The sequence below is a fragment of the Candidatus Neomicrothrix sp. genome (assembly GCF_035329545.1).
Classification (GTDB): domain Bacteria; phylum Actinomycetota; class Acidimicrobiia; order Acidimicrobiales; family Microtrichaceae; genus Microthrix; species Microthrix subdominans.
This window is the reverse complement of record NZ_DAOLGP010000002.1, coordinates 41,574-60,270: the sequence shown is the minus strand read 5'-3', so window position 1 is coordinate 60,270 and position 18,697 is coordinate 41,574. Positions and strand designations below refer to the sequence as shown.

General features: G+C 69.5%; 17 protein-coding genes. 9 read left to right on the top strand and 8 right to left on the bottom strand.

Going from position 1 to position 18,697, the window contains the following annotated elements:
• The first annotated feature begins 74 nt into the window (after positions 1–74).
• Positions 75–584, top strand: coding sequence for a DoxX family protein (locus PKD89_RS01785; RefSeq protein ID WP_289012365.1), 510 nt, complete (start codon positions 75–77; stop codon positions 582–584).
• A gap of 229 nt (positions 585–813) precedes the next feature.
• On the opposite strand, the gene PKD89_RS01780 is transcribed toward PKD89_RS01785, so the two are convergent.
• From PKD89_RS01780 to PKD89_RS01765, 4 genes are all read right to left on the bottom strand, one after another.
• Complete coding sequence (locus tag PKD89_RS01780) at positions 814–2,292, bottom strand: FAD-binding oxidoreductase (RefSeq protein WP_287378716.1); 1,479 nt, start codon at positions 2,290–2,292, stop codon at positions 814–816.
• Positions 2,289–3,287, bottom strand: a complete 999-nt coding sequence (locus PKD89_RS01775) for an NADPH:quinone oxidoreductase family protein (protein WP_324332242.1) — start codon at positions 3,285–3,287, stop codon at positions 2,289–2,291. Before PKD89_RS01775 ends, PKD89_RS01780 begins: the two co-directional genes overlap by 4 nt.
• 280 nt (positions 3,288–3,567) lie before the next feature.
• Positions 3,568–5,259: a GTPase gene (locus tag PKD89_RS01770; protein ID WP_289012363.1), complete on the bottom strand. Its 1,692-nt coding sequence runs from the start codon at positions 5,257–5,259 to the stop codon at positions 3,568–3,570.
• A complete protein-coding gene (locus PKD89_RS01765) occupies positions 5,256–6,902 on the bottom strand; it encodes an ABC transporter (RefSeq protein ID WP_324332241.1) in 1,647 nt (548 codons plus the stop codon). The genes PKD89_RS01770 and PKD89_RS01765 overlap by 4 nt, the downstream gene beginning before the upstream one ends.
• A 279-nt stretch (positions 6,903–7,181) precedes the next feature.
• On the opposite strand from PKD89_RS01765, the gene PKD89_RS01760 reads away from it, so the two are divergent.
• Together PKD89_RS01760 and PKD89_RS01755 are read left to right on the top strand one after the other, a co-directional pair.
• Positions 7,182–7,982 carry a DUF4870 domain-containing protein gene (locus PKD89_RS01760; RefSeq protein ID WP_289012361.1) on the top strand — a complete coding sequence of 267 codons (801 nt, stop codon included), beginning with the start codon at positions 7,182–7,184 and terminating at the stop codon, positions 7,980–7,982.
• Positions 7,892–8,596, top strand: a complete 705-nt coding sequence (locus PKD89_RS01755; RefSeq protein ID WP_289012360.1) for a DUF4870 domain-containing protein — start codon at positions 7,892–7,894, stop codon at positions 8,594–8,596. Before PKD89_RS01760 ends, PKD89_RS01755 begins: the two co-directional genes overlap by 91 nt.
• 93 nt (positions 8,597–8,689) lie before the next feature.
• Here PKD89_RS01755 and PKD89_RS01750 read toward each other — a convergent pair whose 3' ends face one another.
• The 4 genes from PKD89_RS01750 to PKD89_RS01735 form a co-directional block, all read right to left on the bottom strand.
• Positions 8,690–9,619, bottom strand: a complete 930-nt coding sequence (locus tag PKD89_RS01750; RefSeq protein ID WP_289012359.1) for an ABC transporter substrate-binding protein — start codon at positions 9,617–9,619, stop codon at positions 8,690–8,692.
• Positions 9,620–9,768: 149 nt separating this feature from the next.
• Positions 9,769–10,422, bottom strand: a complete 654-nt coding sequence (locus PKD89_RS01745) for an ABC transporter permease (protein ID WP_287378729.1) — start codon at positions 10,420–10,422, stop codon at positions 9,769–9,771.
• Between the two features lies 1 nt (position 10,423).
• On the bottom strand, positions 10,424–11,200 hold the full coding sequence (locus PKD89_RS01740; protein WP_287378699.1) for an ABC transporter permease: 777 nt from the start codon (positions 11,198–11,200) through the stop codon (positions 10,424–10,426).
• 2 nt (positions 11,201–11,202) lie between these two features.
• A complete protein-coding gene (locus tag PKD89_RS01735; RefSeq protein ID WP_324332240.1) occupies positions 11,203–12,189 on the bottom strand; it encodes an ABC transporter ATP-binding protein in 987 nt (328 codons plus the stop codon).
• A gap of 427 nt (positions 12,190–12,616) precedes the next feature.
• On the opposite strand from PKD89_RS01735, the gene PKD89_RS01730 reads away from it, so the two are divergent.
• From PKD89_RS01730 to PKD89_RS01705, 6 genes are all read left to right on the top strand, one after another.
• Positions 12,617–13,624: a sigma-70 family RNA polymerase sigma factor gene (locus tag PKD89_RS01730; protein ID WP_289010356.1), complete on the top strand. Its 1,008-nt coding sequence runs from the start codon at positions 12,617–12,619 to the stop codon at positions 13,622–13,624.
• A 62-nt stretch (positions 13,625–13,686) separates the two neighbouring features.
• The gene (locus PKD89_RS01725) at positions 13,687–14,601 is read left to right on the top strand and encodes a B12-binding domain-containing protein (protein ID WP_324332239.1); all 915 of its coding nucleotides are present in this window, start codon (positions 13,687–13,689) and stop codon (positions 14,599–14,601) included.
• Between the two features lie 44 nt (positions 14,602–14,645).
• Complete coding sequence (locus tag PKD89_RS01720) at positions 14,646–15,749, top strand: hypothetical protein (protein WP_324332238.1); 1,104 nt, start codon at positions 14,646–14,648, stop codon at positions 15,747–15,749.
• A gap of 130 nt (positions 15,750–15,879) precedes the next feature.
• Positions 15,880–16,347: a peroxiredoxin gene (locus PKD89_RS01715; protein WP_289011183.1), complete on the top strand. Its 468-nt coding sequence runs from the start codon at positions 15,880–15,882 to the stop codon at positions 16,345–16,347.
• A gap of 25 nt (positions 16,348–16,372) precedes the next feature.
• Positions 16,373–17,380, top strand: coding sequence for an SDR family NAD(P)-dependent oxidoreductase (locus tag PKD89_RS01710; protein WP_287391233.1), 1,008 nt, complete (start codon positions 16,373–16,375; stop codon positions 17,378–17,380).
• A 140-nt stretch (positions 17,381–17,520) separates the two neighbouring features.
• Complete coding sequence (locus PKD89_RS01705; RefSeq protein WP_289011182.1) at positions 17,521–18,687, top strand: cytochrome P450; 1,167 nt, start codon at positions 17,521–17,523, stop codon at positions 18,685–18,687.
• The last annotated feature ends 10 nt before the right edge of the window (positions 18,688–18,697 follow it).

The window sequence follows — 18,697 nt, the reverse complement described above, 5'->3', positions numbered from 1 at the left end:
GGAGGAGTGGCTCGAGCACGGCGAGTGGGTGAGGCCCACAGGATCGGGTGTGAACAGCCGATAACGTCGCTGACATGGACACCGACCGGATCGCCTCCGAGAGCTCTGCCGTTCCCAGCATCAACGGTGCGTCACAGGCGGCCAACAGTGGCCCGGCGGCGCTGGCCGAGGAGCAGCCGGCACCCAACGAGGGGCTTGCAGGTCGTGCTCTGGCCCTTGGCCTGGCCGCGGTGCTGGGTTTCGCCGGGGTAGCCCATTTCGTCAGGCCGCAGTTCTTCGATCCAATCGTGCCCGATTGGATGCCGGGGTCGGCCCGCACGACCACTTACGTGTCGGGCGTCGTTGAGTTGGCCGCAGCAGTGCTGGTGGCCAACCCCCGCACCCGCCGGTTCGGTGGTTGGTTCGCCGCCGCCACGTTCATCGGCGTGTTCCCGGCAAACGTGCAGTCTGCCCTGGACGGGGGAATGTCGGGCTTGGAGCCACCCCTCGACTCGCCAGTCGTGGCTTGGGCTCGTTTGCCGCTGCAGTTTCCCTTGATCGCCTGGGCGATCGCTGTCGCCCGTGGCAGCCGCAGGCACAACTGAGCCCTGCTGAACCGACCCCTTTACCGAACCGGGGAGTGAAACCGACTGTCTGGGCGCGTTCCGGGCTCCCGAGTTCGGTGATGCAACCGTTTCTCTGCTGAACCGGGGAGTGGAACCGACCGTCTGGGCGCGTTCCGGGCTCCCGAGTTCGCATTCGGGCGTGCTGGGTGTGCTGGGTGTGCTGGGTGTGCTGGGTGTGCTGGGCGTGCGGGCTCAGGGGTGTGCGGGCTCAGGGGTGGCGGGGGCGGCCGAGGATGTCCTGCGGATCGAGCATCGCCTCGATGCGGTCGAGCAGATCGATCCGCACCGGGTCGCCGTGGGCGGCAAGCGCATCGTCGTTGGTCGGTCCCCAGCCGTGTTCGGAGGCCCACGATCCACCGAGGCCGGCGACCACCGCCCAGATGCGTCGCCGCAGGCCGGCGATGGTCTCGGGGTGGGGCGGTCGTCCGCCGGTAGCGGCGTGAGGAACGACCAGGTTGGCGTGGAGGCCTCCGTCGCCCCAGTGCCCAAACTCAACCAGGCTGGCGCCGTCGGGCAGGTACGGGCGGACGTCGTTGTCCAGCGCTGCCCGAAGCTCGGGGAGGCGGCTGCGGCGAACCGACAGGTCGAACCCCATCACAGTGCCGGACCGCGCCAGCGCTTCGCTGACCCGATGCCGGAGGCCCCACGCGTCGCCGGGCGGCACGACCAGCGCGTCGAGCAATACCGAGCCGGGCAGCTCGGCGAGCGCTCGCACCAGCGCCTCCTCCGCGGAACGATCGGGTGCCGGGTCGGTCTCGGCAGCCTCGACCAGAAGCGTGAGCGGAGGCGGGGCGTCCTCGCCGAACGGGTTGTGCACGCCGGGCTCTCCGGCGGCCAGACCGAGCGCCTGGGCGTCCATGGCCTCGACGGCGCGCAGCCGGTGGCCCAACGCCCGTTCCAGGGCGGCGGTGATCGTCACGGCCGCCCGGTCGTCGGCCGGAACCAGAAACGCGGTGGCCCGATCCCGGTCGATGGCGGCGACTTCGAGGGCGACGGCGGTGACGATGCCAAACCGACCCGCCGCTCCTATGAACCAGTCGCTCACCTTTGGGCTGGTGTTGTTCTTGCGCAGGGCGCCGAGGTCGTCGAGCACTGCCCCCGGGGGCTCAGCCAACACGACCTCGAGCCCCAGCAGGTGACGCCGCAGGTCGCCGTGGTGGATCATCCGGGCCCCGCCGGTGTTGGTCGACACCATGCCGCCGAGGGACGGGTCGCTGCCCAGGTCGATCGGCAGAGACAGCCCGTGTGGTGCGAGCGCCTCGTTCAACGTTGACAGCCGCACGCCGGCGTCGGCGATCACGGTGCGGTCATCGACGTCGACCTCAAGCCGGCTGCGCAGGCGTTCGAGCGACAGCACGACCATGTGCCCATAGCGGTCGGGCACCGACGCCTCGACCAGGCCGGAGTTGGCCCCCTGGGGGATGAGCCGCACCCGGTGGCGGCTTGCCAAACGGACCACCTCGGCCACCGCCGCCGTCGTCGCAGGGCGGACCACCACCGGGGTGCGGCCGGGGGTGCCCCGCCACGGTGTGGCGTAGGCCTCGCGGTCGACCGGATCGGTGAGGACCCCCGAGGCGTCGAGCGCGTCGCGTACCTCGGCGATGAAATCGGGGAGCCCGGGAGGGCTGGCCCGGTGCTCGGGGCCGGGGAGCGCGCTGGCGAAGCCGCCACCGCTGCGGGGGCTCACGGCACCAGTACCGCCTTGCCCGCCAGCGAGCGGTTTAGCAGGTCACCGAGCACCGCGCCGACGTGGTCCAGCCGGTACTCGGTGGGTTCCTGCGGGTGGAGCCGTCCGGCTGCCGCGTCGGACAGGATGTCGTGCACCAACGCCAGGTTCTCCGCCGGGTTGGCCATGGCCCACGCCCCCCAATCCACCCCGACGATCGTCCGGTTGCGCAACAGCACCTGATTGGCGGGAATCACGGGGATATCGCCGGCGGCAAACCCGATGATCACCAACCGGCCGAAGGCGTCGAGCGCCCGCAGCGCCGCTTCGGTCGCCGGTCCGCCGACCGGGTCGACGGCGACGTCGACGCCGCCGTCGGTGGCCTCTCGCAGGGCGTTCTTCAACGCCACGCCGTCCACCGGCGTCGAGGGGTCGGCCGAACCCAGCGTCGCGGTGTTGATCGTCGCTTCGGCACCTTGGGCGACCGCCCGATCGAGGCGTTGTTCGCTCGACGCGACGGCGACCACCCGGGCCCCAAGGTCGCGGGCCACGTCGATGGCGGCCATGCCGATGCCGCCGGAGGCGCCGAGGACCGCCACCCATTCGCCCGCCCGCACCTTCGTTCGCCGGGTGAAGGCAAAGCGCATGGTGGCGTAGCTCTGCACCAATGTGGCTGCCTGGTTGTCGCTCAGACCATCGGGGATGGCGACGATGGCGTCGATCGGAGCCACCACCTGTTCGGCGAATCCCCCCAGCCCGATCGAGGCGAGTACCCGAGTACCCGGTTCGGGGGCGCCGTCGGTGTCGGGCCCCACCTCGACGACCACGCCGGCCACCTCGCTGCCAGGTACGAAGGGGAGGGGAGGCTTGATCTGGTAGCGACCTTCGACGAACAAGGCGTCCACGTAGTTCACCCCTGCCGACCGGACTTCGAGACGCACCTGGCCTGGACCAGGCGTCGGGTCGGGTATCTCGCCGACGGTCAGGTCCTGGGCCGGGCCGAGTTGGGAACACACCGCTGCACGCATGCCCCACGTCTATCGCATGCGAGAGCCCCAGCGTCGGGGTCACCCTCCCGAACCCCCGCCTGGACCCGTACTCGGGAGTCAGGAGCGCGGTCTGGCGGTGGTGTGGTCTCCCGAGTTGCGACAGGGTGGTGTAGTGGGGAGTCAGGAGCGCGGTCTGGCGGTGGTGTGGGCTCCCGAGTTGCGACAGGGTGGTGTAGTGGGGAGTCAGGAGCGCGGTCTGGTGGTGGTGTGGGCTCCCGAGTTGCTGATGCGTTCCCGGCCGCCTCAGCTAGCGGTCCAGGCGTCGGGTCAACGCGGTCAGCTCCGCCAGGGCGGCCACCTCCGCATCGACCGGGCGGATCACCAACTGTTCGGCCACCGACGCCGTGGCCTCGACGAGGGCTCGCCGGGCGAGTGCTGCCCGGCGTCGCGCTCCGACGGCGGCTGCCCACCCCACGATGAGCGCCACCAGAATCCCGCAGACAGCGCCGCCCAGGGCGAGCATGGTGGGCCAGGGGATCCGACCCACGCTCGGCGTGGGCAATTCCGGCAGACCCAAGGCTGCGACGACGCCGATGGCGAGCAGCCACACGACACCCACCACCATCGCAGCGGTGAAGAGCCACTGCGCCGTCGAGGCCACCGACCACCAGCCGGGGCGTCGGGTGGGCAGGTCGACCGCGCCGACGGAGCGATCCAACGCGTCGGGGAGCTCGTCGCGCCGCGCTCTGGCCACGTCATCGAGCCGGTTGCGCCAGCGATGGGGAAGGCCGTTGCCGACATGGTCGCTCAGGTTTCGCAGCGCCTCGTCCATACCCGCTTCTGCGACGGCGCTGGGCGCCGGACGCGACGTACGGGGCACGGTGACGGTGCGGTCGGGTCCGGCTGCGTCGTCGTGGTCGCCGCCGTGGCGTCGGCGCGTCGTCAGCCGTTCCTTGTCCAGCCCCAGCCGGCGTAGCGGATCGGGTCGCAATCGTCCGACCCAGCGTGTTGGTGGCCATCCCGCCACATGGGCCGATCGCCGCCGGTGGGACGCGGCCACGGCGTCGGTGACGACCTCCACTTCGGCTGCCACGGCAAAGCTGTTGGCCAGCGCCCTGGCCGACGCAGGGTCGACCGGCCGGGGGACCGTGTCGCCGACAGCCGCCGCCAACTCCGTGGCCACCCAGTCGAGGTCGGCGTCGAGCCGTGCGAGCAACGCTCGTCGCTCGGCCACCCGAGCCGCCAGTTCTCGTCGCAGCGCGTCCACCCCTGCGCCGGTGGTGGTCGATGTCGGCAACACCCGCACGCCGACCAGGCCGTCCTCGGCCAGCATCCGGCCGAGGTGCTCCTGGGTGGCGGCGCGGTCGGTCTCCGCCAGCAGGTCGATCTGGTTGAGCACCACCAGCGTGACTGCGGCGTGACCGGCGAAGCGTCGCAGGTAGCCCTCGTGAAGGGCGGCATCGGCGTACTTTTGCGGATCGACCACCCACACGAACGCATCGACCACTTCGACGAGTCGGTCGACCTCCGCCCGGTGTTCGGCGGCGGTCGAATCGTGGTCCGGCAGATCGATCAGCACCAGGCCGGCCAGCTCGTCAGCGGGGCCGCCGACAGCGTGGCGGCGGTCGATGCCCAGCCAGTCGAGCAGACCGGATGCCCCGTCGCCGACGACCGCCGCCCGAGCCGACGAGGTGGTGGGCCGCCGCACGCCGACCTCGGCCAGATCCTCGCCCACCAGGGCGTTGAACATCGACGACTTGCCGCTGCCCGTGGCGCCGGCGAGGGCCACGACCGTGTGGGTGGTGCCGTGGCCAAGCCGACCGCGGGCCGCGTCGAGGGCGCCGCGTGCGTGATCCGCTGCGGCCGGATCGAGGCGATGATCCGACAACGCCACCACCTGGCCAAGGACGTCCAGGCGTTCGGCCAGCGCATCGGCGGCTTTGGCGGTCGAGCGCTGCGACCGGCGGGACGGTGTTGCCGGAACGTCGGGGGCACTCATCGGTTCACCCCGCGACGCAGTTGTTGGATCAAGCCGGCGAGGCGTTCGGCCGCACCCGGGTCGAATCCCCGGTCGAACACCTGGGAGCGGTACCGGTTGGCCTCTCGGTCGATGAGCACGCCGAAGCGTCGGTCGAGGTCGGTGCGGGCGTCGGCCGCCAGTTTCCGCACCGCCTGATCCCCCAGGAGCGCCTCGGTGAGTTTCTGGCCGACGGCCGACGACCCGCCGGCGATCGCCACCTCGGCCCCGGTCAGGCCGCCGGTGTGGGCAAACGTGGCCACCATCAACACCAGCGCCATGCCGTTGACGCCGTAGCTCAACGCACGGGCCGTGCTGCGTTTGTTGGCGCCCTCGGTACGGAGCAGATCGAGCAGTCCCTCCTGCCACGAGCGGATCATCGACTCGGCCCGTTCGGGCAGGTCGGGTGACGGGCGGGTGAGGTCGTCGTCGGCCTCGTCGAGCAGGGCGGCACCTGCGGGGTGGGCACGCCAGGCCTCGGATGCGGCGGCGGTCGCCTCGGCCACTCGTGCCCGCACCAGCGTCTCGACGCCGCTCTCGAGAGCACCCTGGAAGCGATCGGACTCGGTAGGACGCCCGGTGACGGCTGCGGTCACGCGGTCGCGCCAACGTCCCAGCTTGCTCTGAAGCTGACGCAGCAGTTCGCCGGTGCCAACCAGGTCGGCCCAGCGGGCCATGACCTCGCCCCGCATCACCGTGCCGTCGCGCACCTCGGTCGACAGCTGCGCCCGGGCGAGGTTGAACGGTGCGGCCGCCGACGCCAGCAGGGCGTCACTGATCCGCTGCTGGTCGGCCAGCGCAGTCGCCACCTCGTCGGCCCGATCCGACAAGGCACCGAGGGCGCCGGTCAGGGTTCGGCGCACCACCTCGGCCCGAACCGCCCGGTCGGACGCCACCTGCTCCAGCCATGAGCCCAGCTCGTCGACCTCCGACGCCGGCAGGCGTCCGTCGTCGAGCGTCTGCTCCTCGAAGGCGAAGAGCGGGGCGTCGTGCAGGCCTTCGGCCTCGAGCATCTCGGTGAAGTGGGCGACGACCTCCGCCGTGGCGCCGGGCGGGATGCGGTTGATCACCAGAGCGAGGACCACCCCGCGTGCTGCTGCGTCACGAAGGAACCGCCAAGGCACCGCATCGCCGTAACGGGCGGCGGTGGTGACGAACACCCACAGATCGGCGGCTTCGAGCAACTGGCCGGCCAGCTGCCGGTTCTGGCTGACCACCGAGTCGATGTCGGGGGCATCGAGAATGGCCAAGCCCGCCGACAGCGTCGTCGACGCCACGATCTCCAGCTCGGCCGGGCCGGTGGCAGCGCTGCCGCTGACCCTCGCCAGCCCGCCGAGAACGCGGTCCCCCTCGAAAGCGGCGGCGACGTCCGGGTGATGCACCAGCACCGGCGCGGTGGTCGTTGGCCGGAGGACACCGGGACGGGTGACGTCGGCCCCGATGATGCTGTTGACCAGCGTCGATTTGCCGGCCCCGGTCGACCCTCCGATCACCGCCAGCGCGGGTGCGTCCAGGCTGGAGAGACGGGGCACGATGTAGTCGTCCAACTGCTGGACGGCGGTGGCGGCCGAGTGGCGGGACGCTTCGGCCGAGGGGGCGGAAAACGGCAGCGTGATGCCGCTCAACTCGGAGCGCAATGAGATGGCGGTGACCAGCAGGGCCTCGGCGTCGATGTGCAGCCTCCCTGAGTCGCCGTGGTCGTCCAGTCTTGCCGATTTCCCAGTCCGACGGCCGGAAAGTCGGCATTGCCCGCTCCGCTCCGCTTCACTCGGCTCGGGCGATTTCGTCGAATGGTAACTTCTTGTGGTTCACCGTCTCGATCCGACGACCGCACCACCAACCGGCAAAGGACCATGATGAGCGACGAAGGCCAGCCGAGCACGCCCTCCTCAAGTGAGGAGGGGATGTCGCCACCCGCGGCCGACCCATCGAGCGGAGCTGAAACCCCGCCGCCATCGGCACCGCCGCCGCCCGACATGAGCGGCGATGGCCCGCCACCATCACCCCCGCCGCCGCCCGATTCGAGTGGGTACGGCAGCGTTCCTCCGCCGCCGTCCGGCGAGGGTTCGACGGCCCAGGCGCCGCCCGAATATTCGCAGCCCGATTACGCCCAGCCGGACCCGGCCCAGCCCGGTTATTCACAGCCCGATTACGCCCAGCCGGACCCGGCCCAGCCCGGTTATTCACAGCCGGGTTACTCACAGCCGGACCCGGCCCAGCCCGATTATTCGCAGCCGGGTTACTCGCAGCCGGGTTACGCCCAGCCGGACCCGGCCCAGCAGGGCTACGCCCCGCCGCCGGCCGTCCCACCGATGGCCAACATGGCGGGCGCCGGCGTTGCCGACGACACCGGCTCGGCGGTGATCGCCCAGGTGCTGGCGCTGTTCACCGGCATTCTCGGCACCGGCATCTACTACGCGGTCAGCAACGACAAGTCGCCCTTTGTACGCCACCACGTCACCGAGGCGCTGAACTTCACGATCACGTTGGCGATCGCGTGGGCGGCCACCATCGTCCTCAGCATCGTGTTGATCGGTTTCTTGATCATGCCGTTCCTCATGCTGTGGGGCTTCATCATGCCGATCCTGGCGGCGGTGGCGGCCAACAAGGGGGAGTGGTACCGCTACCCGGCCACCCTTCGCCTGGTGAAGGGGCCACTCGACCAGCCGGGCGGCGTTCAGGGCTACGGGGGTCAGAGCTACTGAGTACCGACGACACTTCCGACCAGACATCGCAGGGCAACGCACCAGGCGCCGGGCCGGCGCCCGGGTGGTACGCCGACCCACAGGGGTCGGTGCGCTGGTGGGATGGCATCGCCTGGACCGCGCACGTTGGCGGATCCTCGTGGCAGGCTTCCGGCCCCGGCGTGGCGGCGCCCAGGCCCGACTACTCCAACCAGCCGTGGAGCCACGACCCGGCGAGCGATCGGTCGATGGGGCTGGTCGCCAACCTGCTGGCCATGCTCGGCGGCCTCATCGGCACCGGCATCTTCTATGCGGTGACGAAGGAACGGTCGCAGTTCGTGCGCCACCACGCCGCCGAGGCGCTGAACTTCACGATCACGCTCACGATCGTGTCCTTTGCGTTGCCCCTCGGCGTGATGGCGCTCCTGATGGGCGGCACGTTCGTCTTTGGTCGGGGCGTCGCCTTCGGTGGCTTCTTCGCGCTGTTCCCCCTGACGATGGCGATCGGGCTGGTTGCGCTGGTGCTGCCGATCATGGCGATGGTGGCGGCCAACCGGGGTGAGTGGTACCGCTATCCCATGATTTTCCGGTTCGTCAAGGGGCCGCTTGACCTGGAGACCACCGAGCGCGGCTAACGCTCTCAAAACGAGACTCACCCAGCCGAGCGGCTGGGTGAGTCCACACACGTTTGTCAGCAGGCGCACCAGGCGCCAGAACCATGAAGCCGGTTAGTTGAGGCCCTCGTCAGCGAGGAACTCCTCGGCGATGTCCTTGGCGTCTTCCTTATCGATGTCGAAGCGCTTGTTCAACTCGATCAGCTTGTCGGTGGTCAGCGTGGCCGAAACCTTGTCCACCTCGCTGGCCAGGTCGTCGCCGCCATCGTCTGCGAGCGACTTGGACGCCACCGGGATGATGTTGTCGGCCTTGAGCAGGCCCTTGTCATCCTCGAGCACCACCCAGTTGTTCTCGGCGATGGCGCCGTCGGTGCTGAACAGCACGGCCACGTCGATGTCGCCGCTCTTCAAAGCGCGCTTGGTGTTGGGGCCGCCGCCGTCGAGCGGCGTGAAGTTGCCGGACAGGTCGACGCCGTAGATGCTCTTCAGCCCGGCAAGACAGCCGGGGTTGGTCGGACAGTCCTGGGGGCCGCCCAGCTTGAGATCGTCACCGAGATCACCGATCGAGGTGAGGTTCTCGGCCTTGGCGGTCTCCTCGGTGACGACGAACGTGTTGGTGTTGACGGCCTCGGTGGGCTCGAAGGCCACCAGGTCCTTCTTCTCCAGCTGAGGCTTCAGCGCGTCGACGGTCTCGCCCACGTCGTTGGTGGCCTCGCCGGCGTTGTCGTTGAGAAACTCGAGCATCGAGGCGGCGTACTCGGGGGTGAAGTTGATGTCGCCGGACTCGAAGGCGGTGAGCACGAGGTCGCGGAAGCCGCCCAGCTCCTGATAGTCGACGTCGTAGCCAACGGAGGCCAGGTGCTGGCCGTAGACTTGCGAGACCACCTGGGACTCGCCGAAGTCCTGGATGCCGACCGTGATGGCAGGCTTGTCCGCGTCGGGAGCGGACGACTCGTCGTCGTTGCCGCATCCCGTGGCGGCCGCCACCATCACGAGCGAGGCGATGCCCGCTCCGAGGTGTCTGATCGTGCGATTTCGTGTCATGTAGGTCGCCCTTCTCGTGGGTGTCGAAACAACCTAGCGAGGCGCGACGCGGGGGCCGAGCATTTGACGCTCCGTCTGTCTGGCGCCCGAACGATTCCCGGTCGATCCCGCTTCACCGCAGGTGAGGTGGGCGATGCGGCCCGTTTGCCTCAACGGCTGCGGCCCAGGCGCTGCCAGCGGCTTGATCGATGAGCGAGTGCCCCGACCAGCCCGTCGGCGGCCAGCGCCAACACGATGACGAGCAACGACCCGCCCAGCAGCTTGCCCTTATCGGGCTGAAGCCGTCCCTCCTCGATGAACGAGCCGAGCGCAACGAAGCCGACCAGCGCACCGAGCGTCGCCGTGGCGACGACCTGGAGCGCGGCGATGCGAACGCCGGTGAGGATCAGCGGCATCGCCAGTGGGATCTCCACCTGGCGCAGCAGTTCGAAGTCCTCGAAGCCCATGCCGACCGCAGCGCTGCGAACGCTTGGGTCGACGCCCCGGATGCCGGTGAACGTGTTGGTGAACATCGGTGGGATGGCGAGTGCCACCATGGCGATCAGCGTCGGCCAGAACCCGATGCCGACCGCCACGGTGGCCAGGCCGAGCAGCGCCAGGGTGGGGATGGCCCGGCCGGCGTTGGCCACCGCCGAGGCGAGGGCTGCGCCCCGGTTGCGGTGGCCCAGCCACAGCCCGGCGGGCAGGGCGATCACGCCGGCAACCACCATCGAGAGCATCGACACGTACACGTGGGCGGCCAGGCGCTCGGGGATACCCGCTGACCCCGACCAGGAACTCGACGCCGTGAGGAAGTCGATCATCTCACGCACGGGTGTCCTCCATGGCCGCTTGGCGCAGCCCTTCATCGCCCAGCTCATCGCTCAGGCCTGGTGTGGGCTTGCGGCTCCGGCCCACGCGGTCCCAGGGGGCGAGGGACCGCTGAAGCACGCTGAAGAGCAGGTCGGCCACGATGGCGAGCAGGAGGGACAGGACCGATCCCAGTATCAGCGGCGTGGGGAAGTCGCGGTTGAGGCCGTCGGTGATGAACACGCCATATCCACCGAACCCGACGGCCGAGGCCACCGTCACCAGGCCGATCGTCGTGACGGTGGCGATCCGAAGCCCGGCGACGATCGTGGGCACGGCGAGTGGCAGGTCCACCTTGAAGAAGCGTTGGGTTGGGGTGTAGCCGAGCCCATCGGCCGCAGCACGGGCGGCGGGGGGTACGCCGTCGAGGCCGGCGATGACGTTTCGCACCAGCGTCGACAGCGTGTAGGCGACCAGTGCGATCTCTGCGGTGAAGATCGAGAACCCCGAGAACGGGATGAGCAGCCCGAAGAACGCCAGGCTGGGGATTGCATAGAGCGCGCCGGAGAACCACCCGATCGGCGTGGCGGTCCAGCGGAAACGCACGGCGACCAGGCCCAGGGCGAGCGAGACCACCAGCCCGACGCCCACGGCGATGGCGGTGAGCTGGATGTGTTCGAAGGTGCGGACGGCGATGTCGTCGAGGTGCCTGGCCAACCAGTCCCATCGGATCAGCGGCTCGCCGGCGTCGGGCTGTTGGGTCACCGCAGCGGCGCCGAGGGGGAACGTCATGCTCACTGGTCGTTCCGGGAGGACATGGACCCCGAAGCGGTGGCTGCCACCAGGTCGTCGAAGCCCAGCTCACCATGGGGCTTCCCGTCGTTGGTGATCACCAGCGTGGCGGAGCCGGACTCCAACAACAGGTCGAGCGCTTCCCGGGCCGAGGCCGAGGCGTCCAACTCTGGGCCCTTCGACCCGTTGGGTGGGGTCAACATCAGCTCGCTGACCGGGACCAACCCCAGACCGCGCAGTGCGCGTTCGCCCCCGAGGAAGCTGGTGACGTACTCGCTGGCGGGGTTGCGCAACAGCTCGGACGGTGGGCCCGACTGGGCGATGCGGCCCCCGGCCGACATCAACACGATCGTGTCGCCCAGCTTCAGGGCTTCGTCAACGTCGTGGGTGACGATCACGATCGTCGTGCCCAGCCGATCGTGAAGCCCGAGCAGTTCGTCCTGGAGACGGCCGCGGACGATCGGGTCGACGGCGGAGTACGGCTCATCCATCAACAGGATCGGCGGGGCGGCTGCAAGCGCTCGGGCCGCGCCGACGCGTTGCTGCTGTCCACCGGAAAGTCCGGCGGGGTAGCGGCGTAGAAGGGCCGAGCCGAGCTCCAACAGCTCACCCAGCTCGCTGACCCGGGCGTCGATGTCGGCCCCGCTCCAGCCGAGCAGCCGGGGAACGGTGCCGATGTTGTCGGCGATCGATTTATGGGGAAACAGGCCGACGTCCTGGATGACGTAGCCGATGCCCCGCCTCAGCTCGGCGACCGGCTTGTCGCCGATGTCGACGCCGTTGACGGTGATCCGGCCGGAGGTCGGTTCCTCCAGCCGGTTGATCATGCGGAGGGTGGTCGTCTTGCCGCAGCCGGAGGGGCCGAGCAACACGACCAGCTCGCCGGGGGTGATCTCCAGGTCCAGCGAGTCGACGGCCGGTGCGGTTGCTCCGGGAAACGTCTTGGTGACGCCGTCGAGGGTGATCGCTTGTGACGGGGTAGGGCTCATGGCTGGCCGGTCCTCATCTGTGGTCGTTCCCGACGCGCCGTCGTGGCGCCCCGAAGCGTTGCATCGGTGAAGCCACGCGGCATCAGCCTAACGAAGCCAGTGCCGGCCCCTCCAACGTTTGGGCGGCGCCGGGGGATCGAGGGAACGCATCGGAGCAAAGGGCGGTCCATGTCACGGCTTGGTTGTTTCCAGCGCCCGACGGACGGGTACTTGCGGCGCGCTCAGGCGATGGTCGGCTGCGGTTTGGGACGATCGACGACTGGCCGGACGGTCCCCGGACACGCCGGTGAGTTGTGGTTGGGAGGGGAACAAATCGGGCCGTCGGCAGGTTTACCTGATCGCTGGTTGTCATTTAGCACTAAATTAGGTACCATTCATCGGACAGGTCGGCAGCCCTCAGATCGACCCGTCCCAGCAAGGAGGCGACGTGCGCACCACTCAATCCACCAACGCCGGTGGTGAGGCGCTGACCCGGCGACACGACCGTCAGGCGAACCGGCGCAGCGACCGTGGCCGGCCCAACAGCGCGTCCGACCCGGTGGCGGCCTACCTCGACGAGATCGGTCGCTACGACCTGTTGACCCCGGCCGGCGAGCGAGAACTCGCCTCTGCCATCGAGGAGGGGCGGGAAGCCGAAGCCGCGCTCGAGGCGGCCGACAGCCTCTCTCGCAGCGAACGAACGCGCCTGCGCATGAAGGTTCGCTCGGGCGAACGGGCCCGCCAGGCGTTCATCAATGCCAACCTCCGGCTCGTCGTTTCGGTGGCCAAGCGCTACCAGGCCTCCGGTCTTCCCCTGCTCGATCTGATTCAGGAAGGCAACCTGGGGTTGATCCGTGCGGTCGAGAAGTTCGACCACCACAAGGGCTTCCGGTTCTCCACCTACGGGGTGTGGTGGATCCGCCAGTTCATCGCTCGTGGCATTGCGGCCACCCGCACCACGGTTCGGCTGCCGTCGCGTACCAACGACGACCTGCTGCGCATGCGGGAGGCCCAAAACCAGATCGAGCAGTCGCTCGGCCGCCCACCCGGGGTGCCGGAGTTGGCCGAGGCGCTCGATCTTCCCGAGGACCGTGTGCTCGACCTGATGCGGGTCGGCGCCGACCCGGTGTCGCTGTCCGCCAGCGTCGGCGAGGACGGCGGAGCCGAGCTGGGCGACTTCCTGGCCGATCCTGACGCTGAGGCCGAGGTCGACAACGTCGGCGCCCGGCTGCTCCCACAGGAATTGGAGGCGCTGCTCGAGGTGCTCGACGAGCGGGAGCGCACCATCGTCGAGCTTCGCTACGGCATGGACGGCGGCGAGCCCCGCAGCGTGGTCGAGGTCGCCGAGGAGCTTGACCTGTCCCGTGAGCGGATCCGCCAACTGGAGCATCGGGCGCTCGCCAAGCTGACCCATCCGTCGTGGCGGGCCATGCGGAAGCTGTCGAGCATCGCATGACCGACGGAGCCCGCGTTCCCCCTGGTGGGAGCGGGCAGTCCGCAACAAGGCAGTCCGATCCAGTGCAGTCCGACGACGGTCGCTCCGGTTCGTCGCCGGCCGATCCGAGGTCGTCCGATTCGCTGCCGGAGGACACGCTGTTGGGGCTGCCCGCGGCCGCCGAGCTGGCCGGCGTGCACTACATGACCGTCTATCGGTGGGTCAGAACGTCCCGTTTGGCCGCCGAGAAGTCGGGCGGTATCTGGAAGGTGCGCCTTGGCGACCTGGAGGCCCTCACCGGCGGGGGCGCTCGAGGCACATCCAAGGCCGACTCGGCCGGTCGTCATCGCCCCGCCAGGTTCGACGGCTCACGCTTGGCGCCGATGACCGCTGCGCTGCTGCGCGGCGACCAGGGCGGAGCTTGGCTGCTCGTCGAGGAATCTCGGCGTGCCGGGATCGCCCCGGTCGATGTGTTGTGCGATCTCATCGAGCCTGCGATGGCCGAGATCGGACGCCGGTGGCGCAACGGTGAGGTGAGCGTGGCCGACGAACACCGGGCCACCGTCGTTGCGTCCAGGCTGATCGGACGGCTGGGCCCGGCGGCCACCCGTCCCGGTCGCAGTCGTGGCGGGATTATCGTCGGTGCCGTCGAGGGCAACCGCCACAGCCTGGGATCGGCGGTGGTCGCCGACATCTTCCGGGCGGCCGGGTATGACGTCACCGACCTTGGCGCCGACGTGCCGGGAACCGAGCTGATCGACGTGGCCCGAGAGGTCGACAACCTGGCTGCGATCTGCCTGAGCGTTGCGGTCGAAGGCGAGGAGGAAGCAACGAGACGCACGATCGCCGGGCTGCGTTCGGCCATCGACGTCCCGGTTTTGGTCGGGGGAACCGGGGTACCCGACGCCGCCTGGGTGAGCGCCGTGGGTGCCGACGGGTGGTGTGCCGACGGCCGATCCGCGCCGGGGCTGGTCGACCGTCTGAGCGAGGCTCGGTGAGGCGCCGTAGGCGCAACGCCGCAGCGCTGAACTAGAACAAGCGCATGGTAGAACCGGCAGTGATGGTGACCGTACCCGGGCCCATGCTGGAGCGCGCCGTCGAAGCGGCGGTGGGCGACGGCTTCGTGGCGGGCACCGTCGTGCGCACCGTGTCGCTGCCGATGATCGATTCGATTGAGGTCGGGCTGACGGTCACGATCGTCGGGGCGTACTTCGATCTGGTCGAGCGCGCCGACGCCCGGGTGCCCGTGCGGGTGCATGGCCGGGTGACGGTCGGCCGCCCGAGCGGTGAGCCGCTGCCCATCTCGCTGCCGCCGCTCGACGTCGAGGTGCGTGCGCTGGTCGAGGCGCAGCTCGACCTGGGGGTGGACCAGGTTCGCTTGGTCATCGACCTCCCCGGGGTGGAGTTTCTTGGGGCGAGCGTGGTCGGGGTGGAGGGCGCTGCGCCCAGCGATCCGATGGCGCAGATGGCCCAGATGGCGCTGGCCGAGACCGGCGACACCCTGTTCTCCTCGCTGGGCCGCGAGGTCGGCCCGATCGGGATGGACCTCACCGGTATCCCGGTCGCCGAGCTCGGCCTGTCGCCGGGCCGGGCCGTGATCCGAAGCACCGATGGCGCGCTGACCGTCACCATCGGTGGCGTGACCGGCGAGACGGCCAGTGCGCACCGGACGCCCCCGTCGCGCGAGGACCGCATCGGCGTGTCGATCGACGCTGACCTGCTTGGCCCTGTGCTGTCGTTTCTCGCCACCCGGGCCCTTGGGGGGATCCCCGCCCCCTTCGACCTCGATCTGTCCGCCGCACCCGGGTCGCTCTCGGTGGGGGTGCGCAACACCCGGGTGCTCGGCCCGCCGATACCCGACTTCCGCACCGGGGTTCGCACGGCTGTGCACCTCACGCGACGCCAGGATCACCTCGAGGTTCGCCTGGCCGGTGCCTGGCTGGAGCTGCCCGGCCCGCTGGGGGTCTTCGATGGCATCGGCCGCGCCGCTGCCACGCTGGGCGCGTCGGTCATGCCGATCGTCGCCCGGTTGCCGATCTCCTATCCCCTTCCCAACGTCGACGACCTGACGGTTCGCATTGCGTCGCTGGCGGTGGGCACCGACCGCATCGACGCCCAGCTCGAGTTTGTCGACACCGACGAGTGACGGCGGGGCGCCTGGTCGCCGCGACGCGCATCCAGGGTTGCCACCGGCTCCGAAGAACCGAATAACGGGGCTGGCGTCATCGGCCTACCGCAGCCACCGGCTGCATCCACCAACCCATCGAGGAGCATTGATGAACGTCGGAGCCCAGGTCAGCGATTTCACCGCCACCGACCAGGACGGCAGGCAGCGCTCGCTGTCGTCGCTGCTCGCTCACGGCCCGGTGGTGTTGTTCTTCTACCCGAAGGCGATGACCAGTGGCTGTACGGCCGAGACGTGCCACTTTCGTGACCTGGGGGCGGAGTTCGACGCCGTCGGCGCGCAACGGGTGGGTATCTCGGCGGACTCGCCGGAGCTGCAAGCCAAGTTCGACGCCAAGAACTCGCTGGGATACCCGCTGCTGTCCGACCCGGATCGCAAGATCGCCAAGGAGCTCGGCGCCAAGCGCCCGGGCCCGCTCTGGAACCGTCGGTCCACGTTCGTCATCGACACCGATCGCACCCTGCTGGCCGAGATCAGCTCGGAGACGAAGATGGAGGTGCACGCCGACGAGGCCCTGGAGGTGTTGCGGCGCCGCTCTTCGGGTACGCACAACGGGTGACATCGATCCGGGAAGACATCAGCTCATGACCTCATCAACAAGCGCAGTCGCCACCGCAGCCCGAACCGCCCGACGGGCGGCTGACGGCCTCCTCGAGGCGACGGTCGTGGCCAGCTTCACCGAGATCGGGCCCAAGGTCCGTTCCCGTCTCTTCGGCTGGCAGCCGCCGGGCCGGCTCGACGGCAAGGTGGTCGTGATCACCGGCGGTACGTCGGGCATCGGCTCGGCGCTGGCCGAGGGAGCTGTTCAGCGCGGCGCCACAGTGGAGCTGATCGGTCGAAACGCCGAGAAGGGTGAGCAGATCGCGTCCGACCTGGCCGCGCTGGCGGTCGCCGACGACCAGCCGCCGCCGATGTTCCGCCGGGCCGACGTTGGTGATCTCGATGAGGTGGGCGCCCTGGCCCGGACGTTAATGGCCGATCACCCCCGTATTGACGTGCTCGCCCACGTCGCCGGCGCAATCATCGCCGAGCGCACCGAAACCGCCCAGGGCATCGAGGCGACGTGGGCGTCGATGGTGGTCGGTCCGTTTCTGCTCACCGAACTGCTGCATCATCCCCTGAGCGTGGCGGCGCCGGGGCGGGTGATCTGGATGACCTCCGGTGGCATGTACCTGCGCAGCCAGTCCGACGACGACCAGTGGGAGGAGCGTGACTACAACGGCACCTTCGCCTACGCCGAGGCCAAGCGGGCACAGGTCGACCTGGCCGCCGAGTTCGCCCAGCGGTGGCCGGCCGACGAGGTGGTGACACACTCCACCCATCCCGGTTGGGTCGATACCCCGGGCGTGTCAGGGCAGCTGGAAACGTTTTACAAGGTGATGGGGCCCATCCTGCGCTCGCCGGAGGAGGGTGCCGACACGGCGCTGTGGCTGGCGTCGGCTCCCGAGGCCCTGGAGCATTCTGGCGAGCTATGGCTCGACCGCCGCATCCGCAGTGACGTGCGCGTACCCGGCACCCACACTTCCGACGTGGACCGTGCGCGCCTGTGGGCCAAGGTGGCCCAACAGGCTCACAGCGCCAGCCCGGGCTAGATCGAGGGCTCTGCCCGTCGGCACCGGTGGTGCCGGCGTAGCAGCCACCGGTGCAGCGCTCGTGGTCGGTCGGCCATGATGGGGCGGTGGGGAATCAAGGGACAGCTTCGAGTCAGAGTGCAGGGCCGCAGATCGACCTGTTGAACGGCTATCTGTATGCCGCCGATCCCGAGCCGACCTACCGATGGCTTCGCGACGAGGCACCCATCTACTGGGACGACATCAACAACCTGTGGGGTATCAGCCGCTACCGCGATGTCGCCTTGGTCGACCGCGACGCCGAGCGATACTCCAGCCTCGGCGCGTTCCGCCCGATCAACGGCGGCGACGCCGAGAGCAACCCGTCGATGATCAACTTCGACGATCCCCGACATCAGGATCATCGTCGGCTGATCCACCGGCGTTTCACGCCGAGGGCGGTCGCTCGGCGCGAGGAGCGCATCGGCGAGGTGATCGATCAGCTGATCAGTGAGGTGGAGCGCCGCATCGCCGTCGGCGAGGAGGTGGACGCCATCGAGCACCTCGCAGCGCCCCTACCAGCGATCATGATCGCCGAGGACCTCGGCTTTGGCGCCGAGCGCTGGCGCGACATCAAGCGTTGGTCCGAGCTGACGATCCCGCTGGGTGGCGGCGACCGCTACATGACCGACGAGGGCGCCAACTGTGCCTTCGAGGTGGCGATCGCCACCTCCGAGCTGATCGAGGCCCGCCGGGCGGACCCCACCGACGACCTGGTGTCGCTCTGGACCCAGGCCGAGGTTGGCGGTCGTCCGATGAACGACGGCGAGATCATCGCCGAGTGTCTGCTGGTGATCGACGGCGGCGCTGAGACCACCCGAACCGTGTTGGGCAACACCCTGTGGACGCTGGCCGAACACCCGGAACAGCGGGCGCTGTTGCGGGACCGCCCCGAGCTGCTCGACGGGCCGGCGGTTGAGGAGTTCATCCGCTGGACCACGCCGATCCTCAACATGTCGCGGGTGGTCACCGAGGACCACGAGCTGGGCGGCCAACAGCTGAGCGCCGGGGAAACGGTGCTGCTGATGTACTCCTCGGCCAACCGGGACGAGCGGGTCTTCGACGAGCCCCAGCGCTTCGACGTCACCCGCGAGCACAACAACCACATCGCCTTCGGGTTGGGCACGCACTTCTGCCTGGGCGCCAGCCTGGCCCGTACGGAGATCCGCATGATGATCGGGCAGGTGCTCGAGCGCCTTCCCGACTGGTCGCTCAGCGCGGAGGCTCCGCCCCGTTATGTACCCGGTGCCTTCGTGCGAGCCGTCGAGCACTACCAGTTGACGTTTTGAGCCCCGCCCG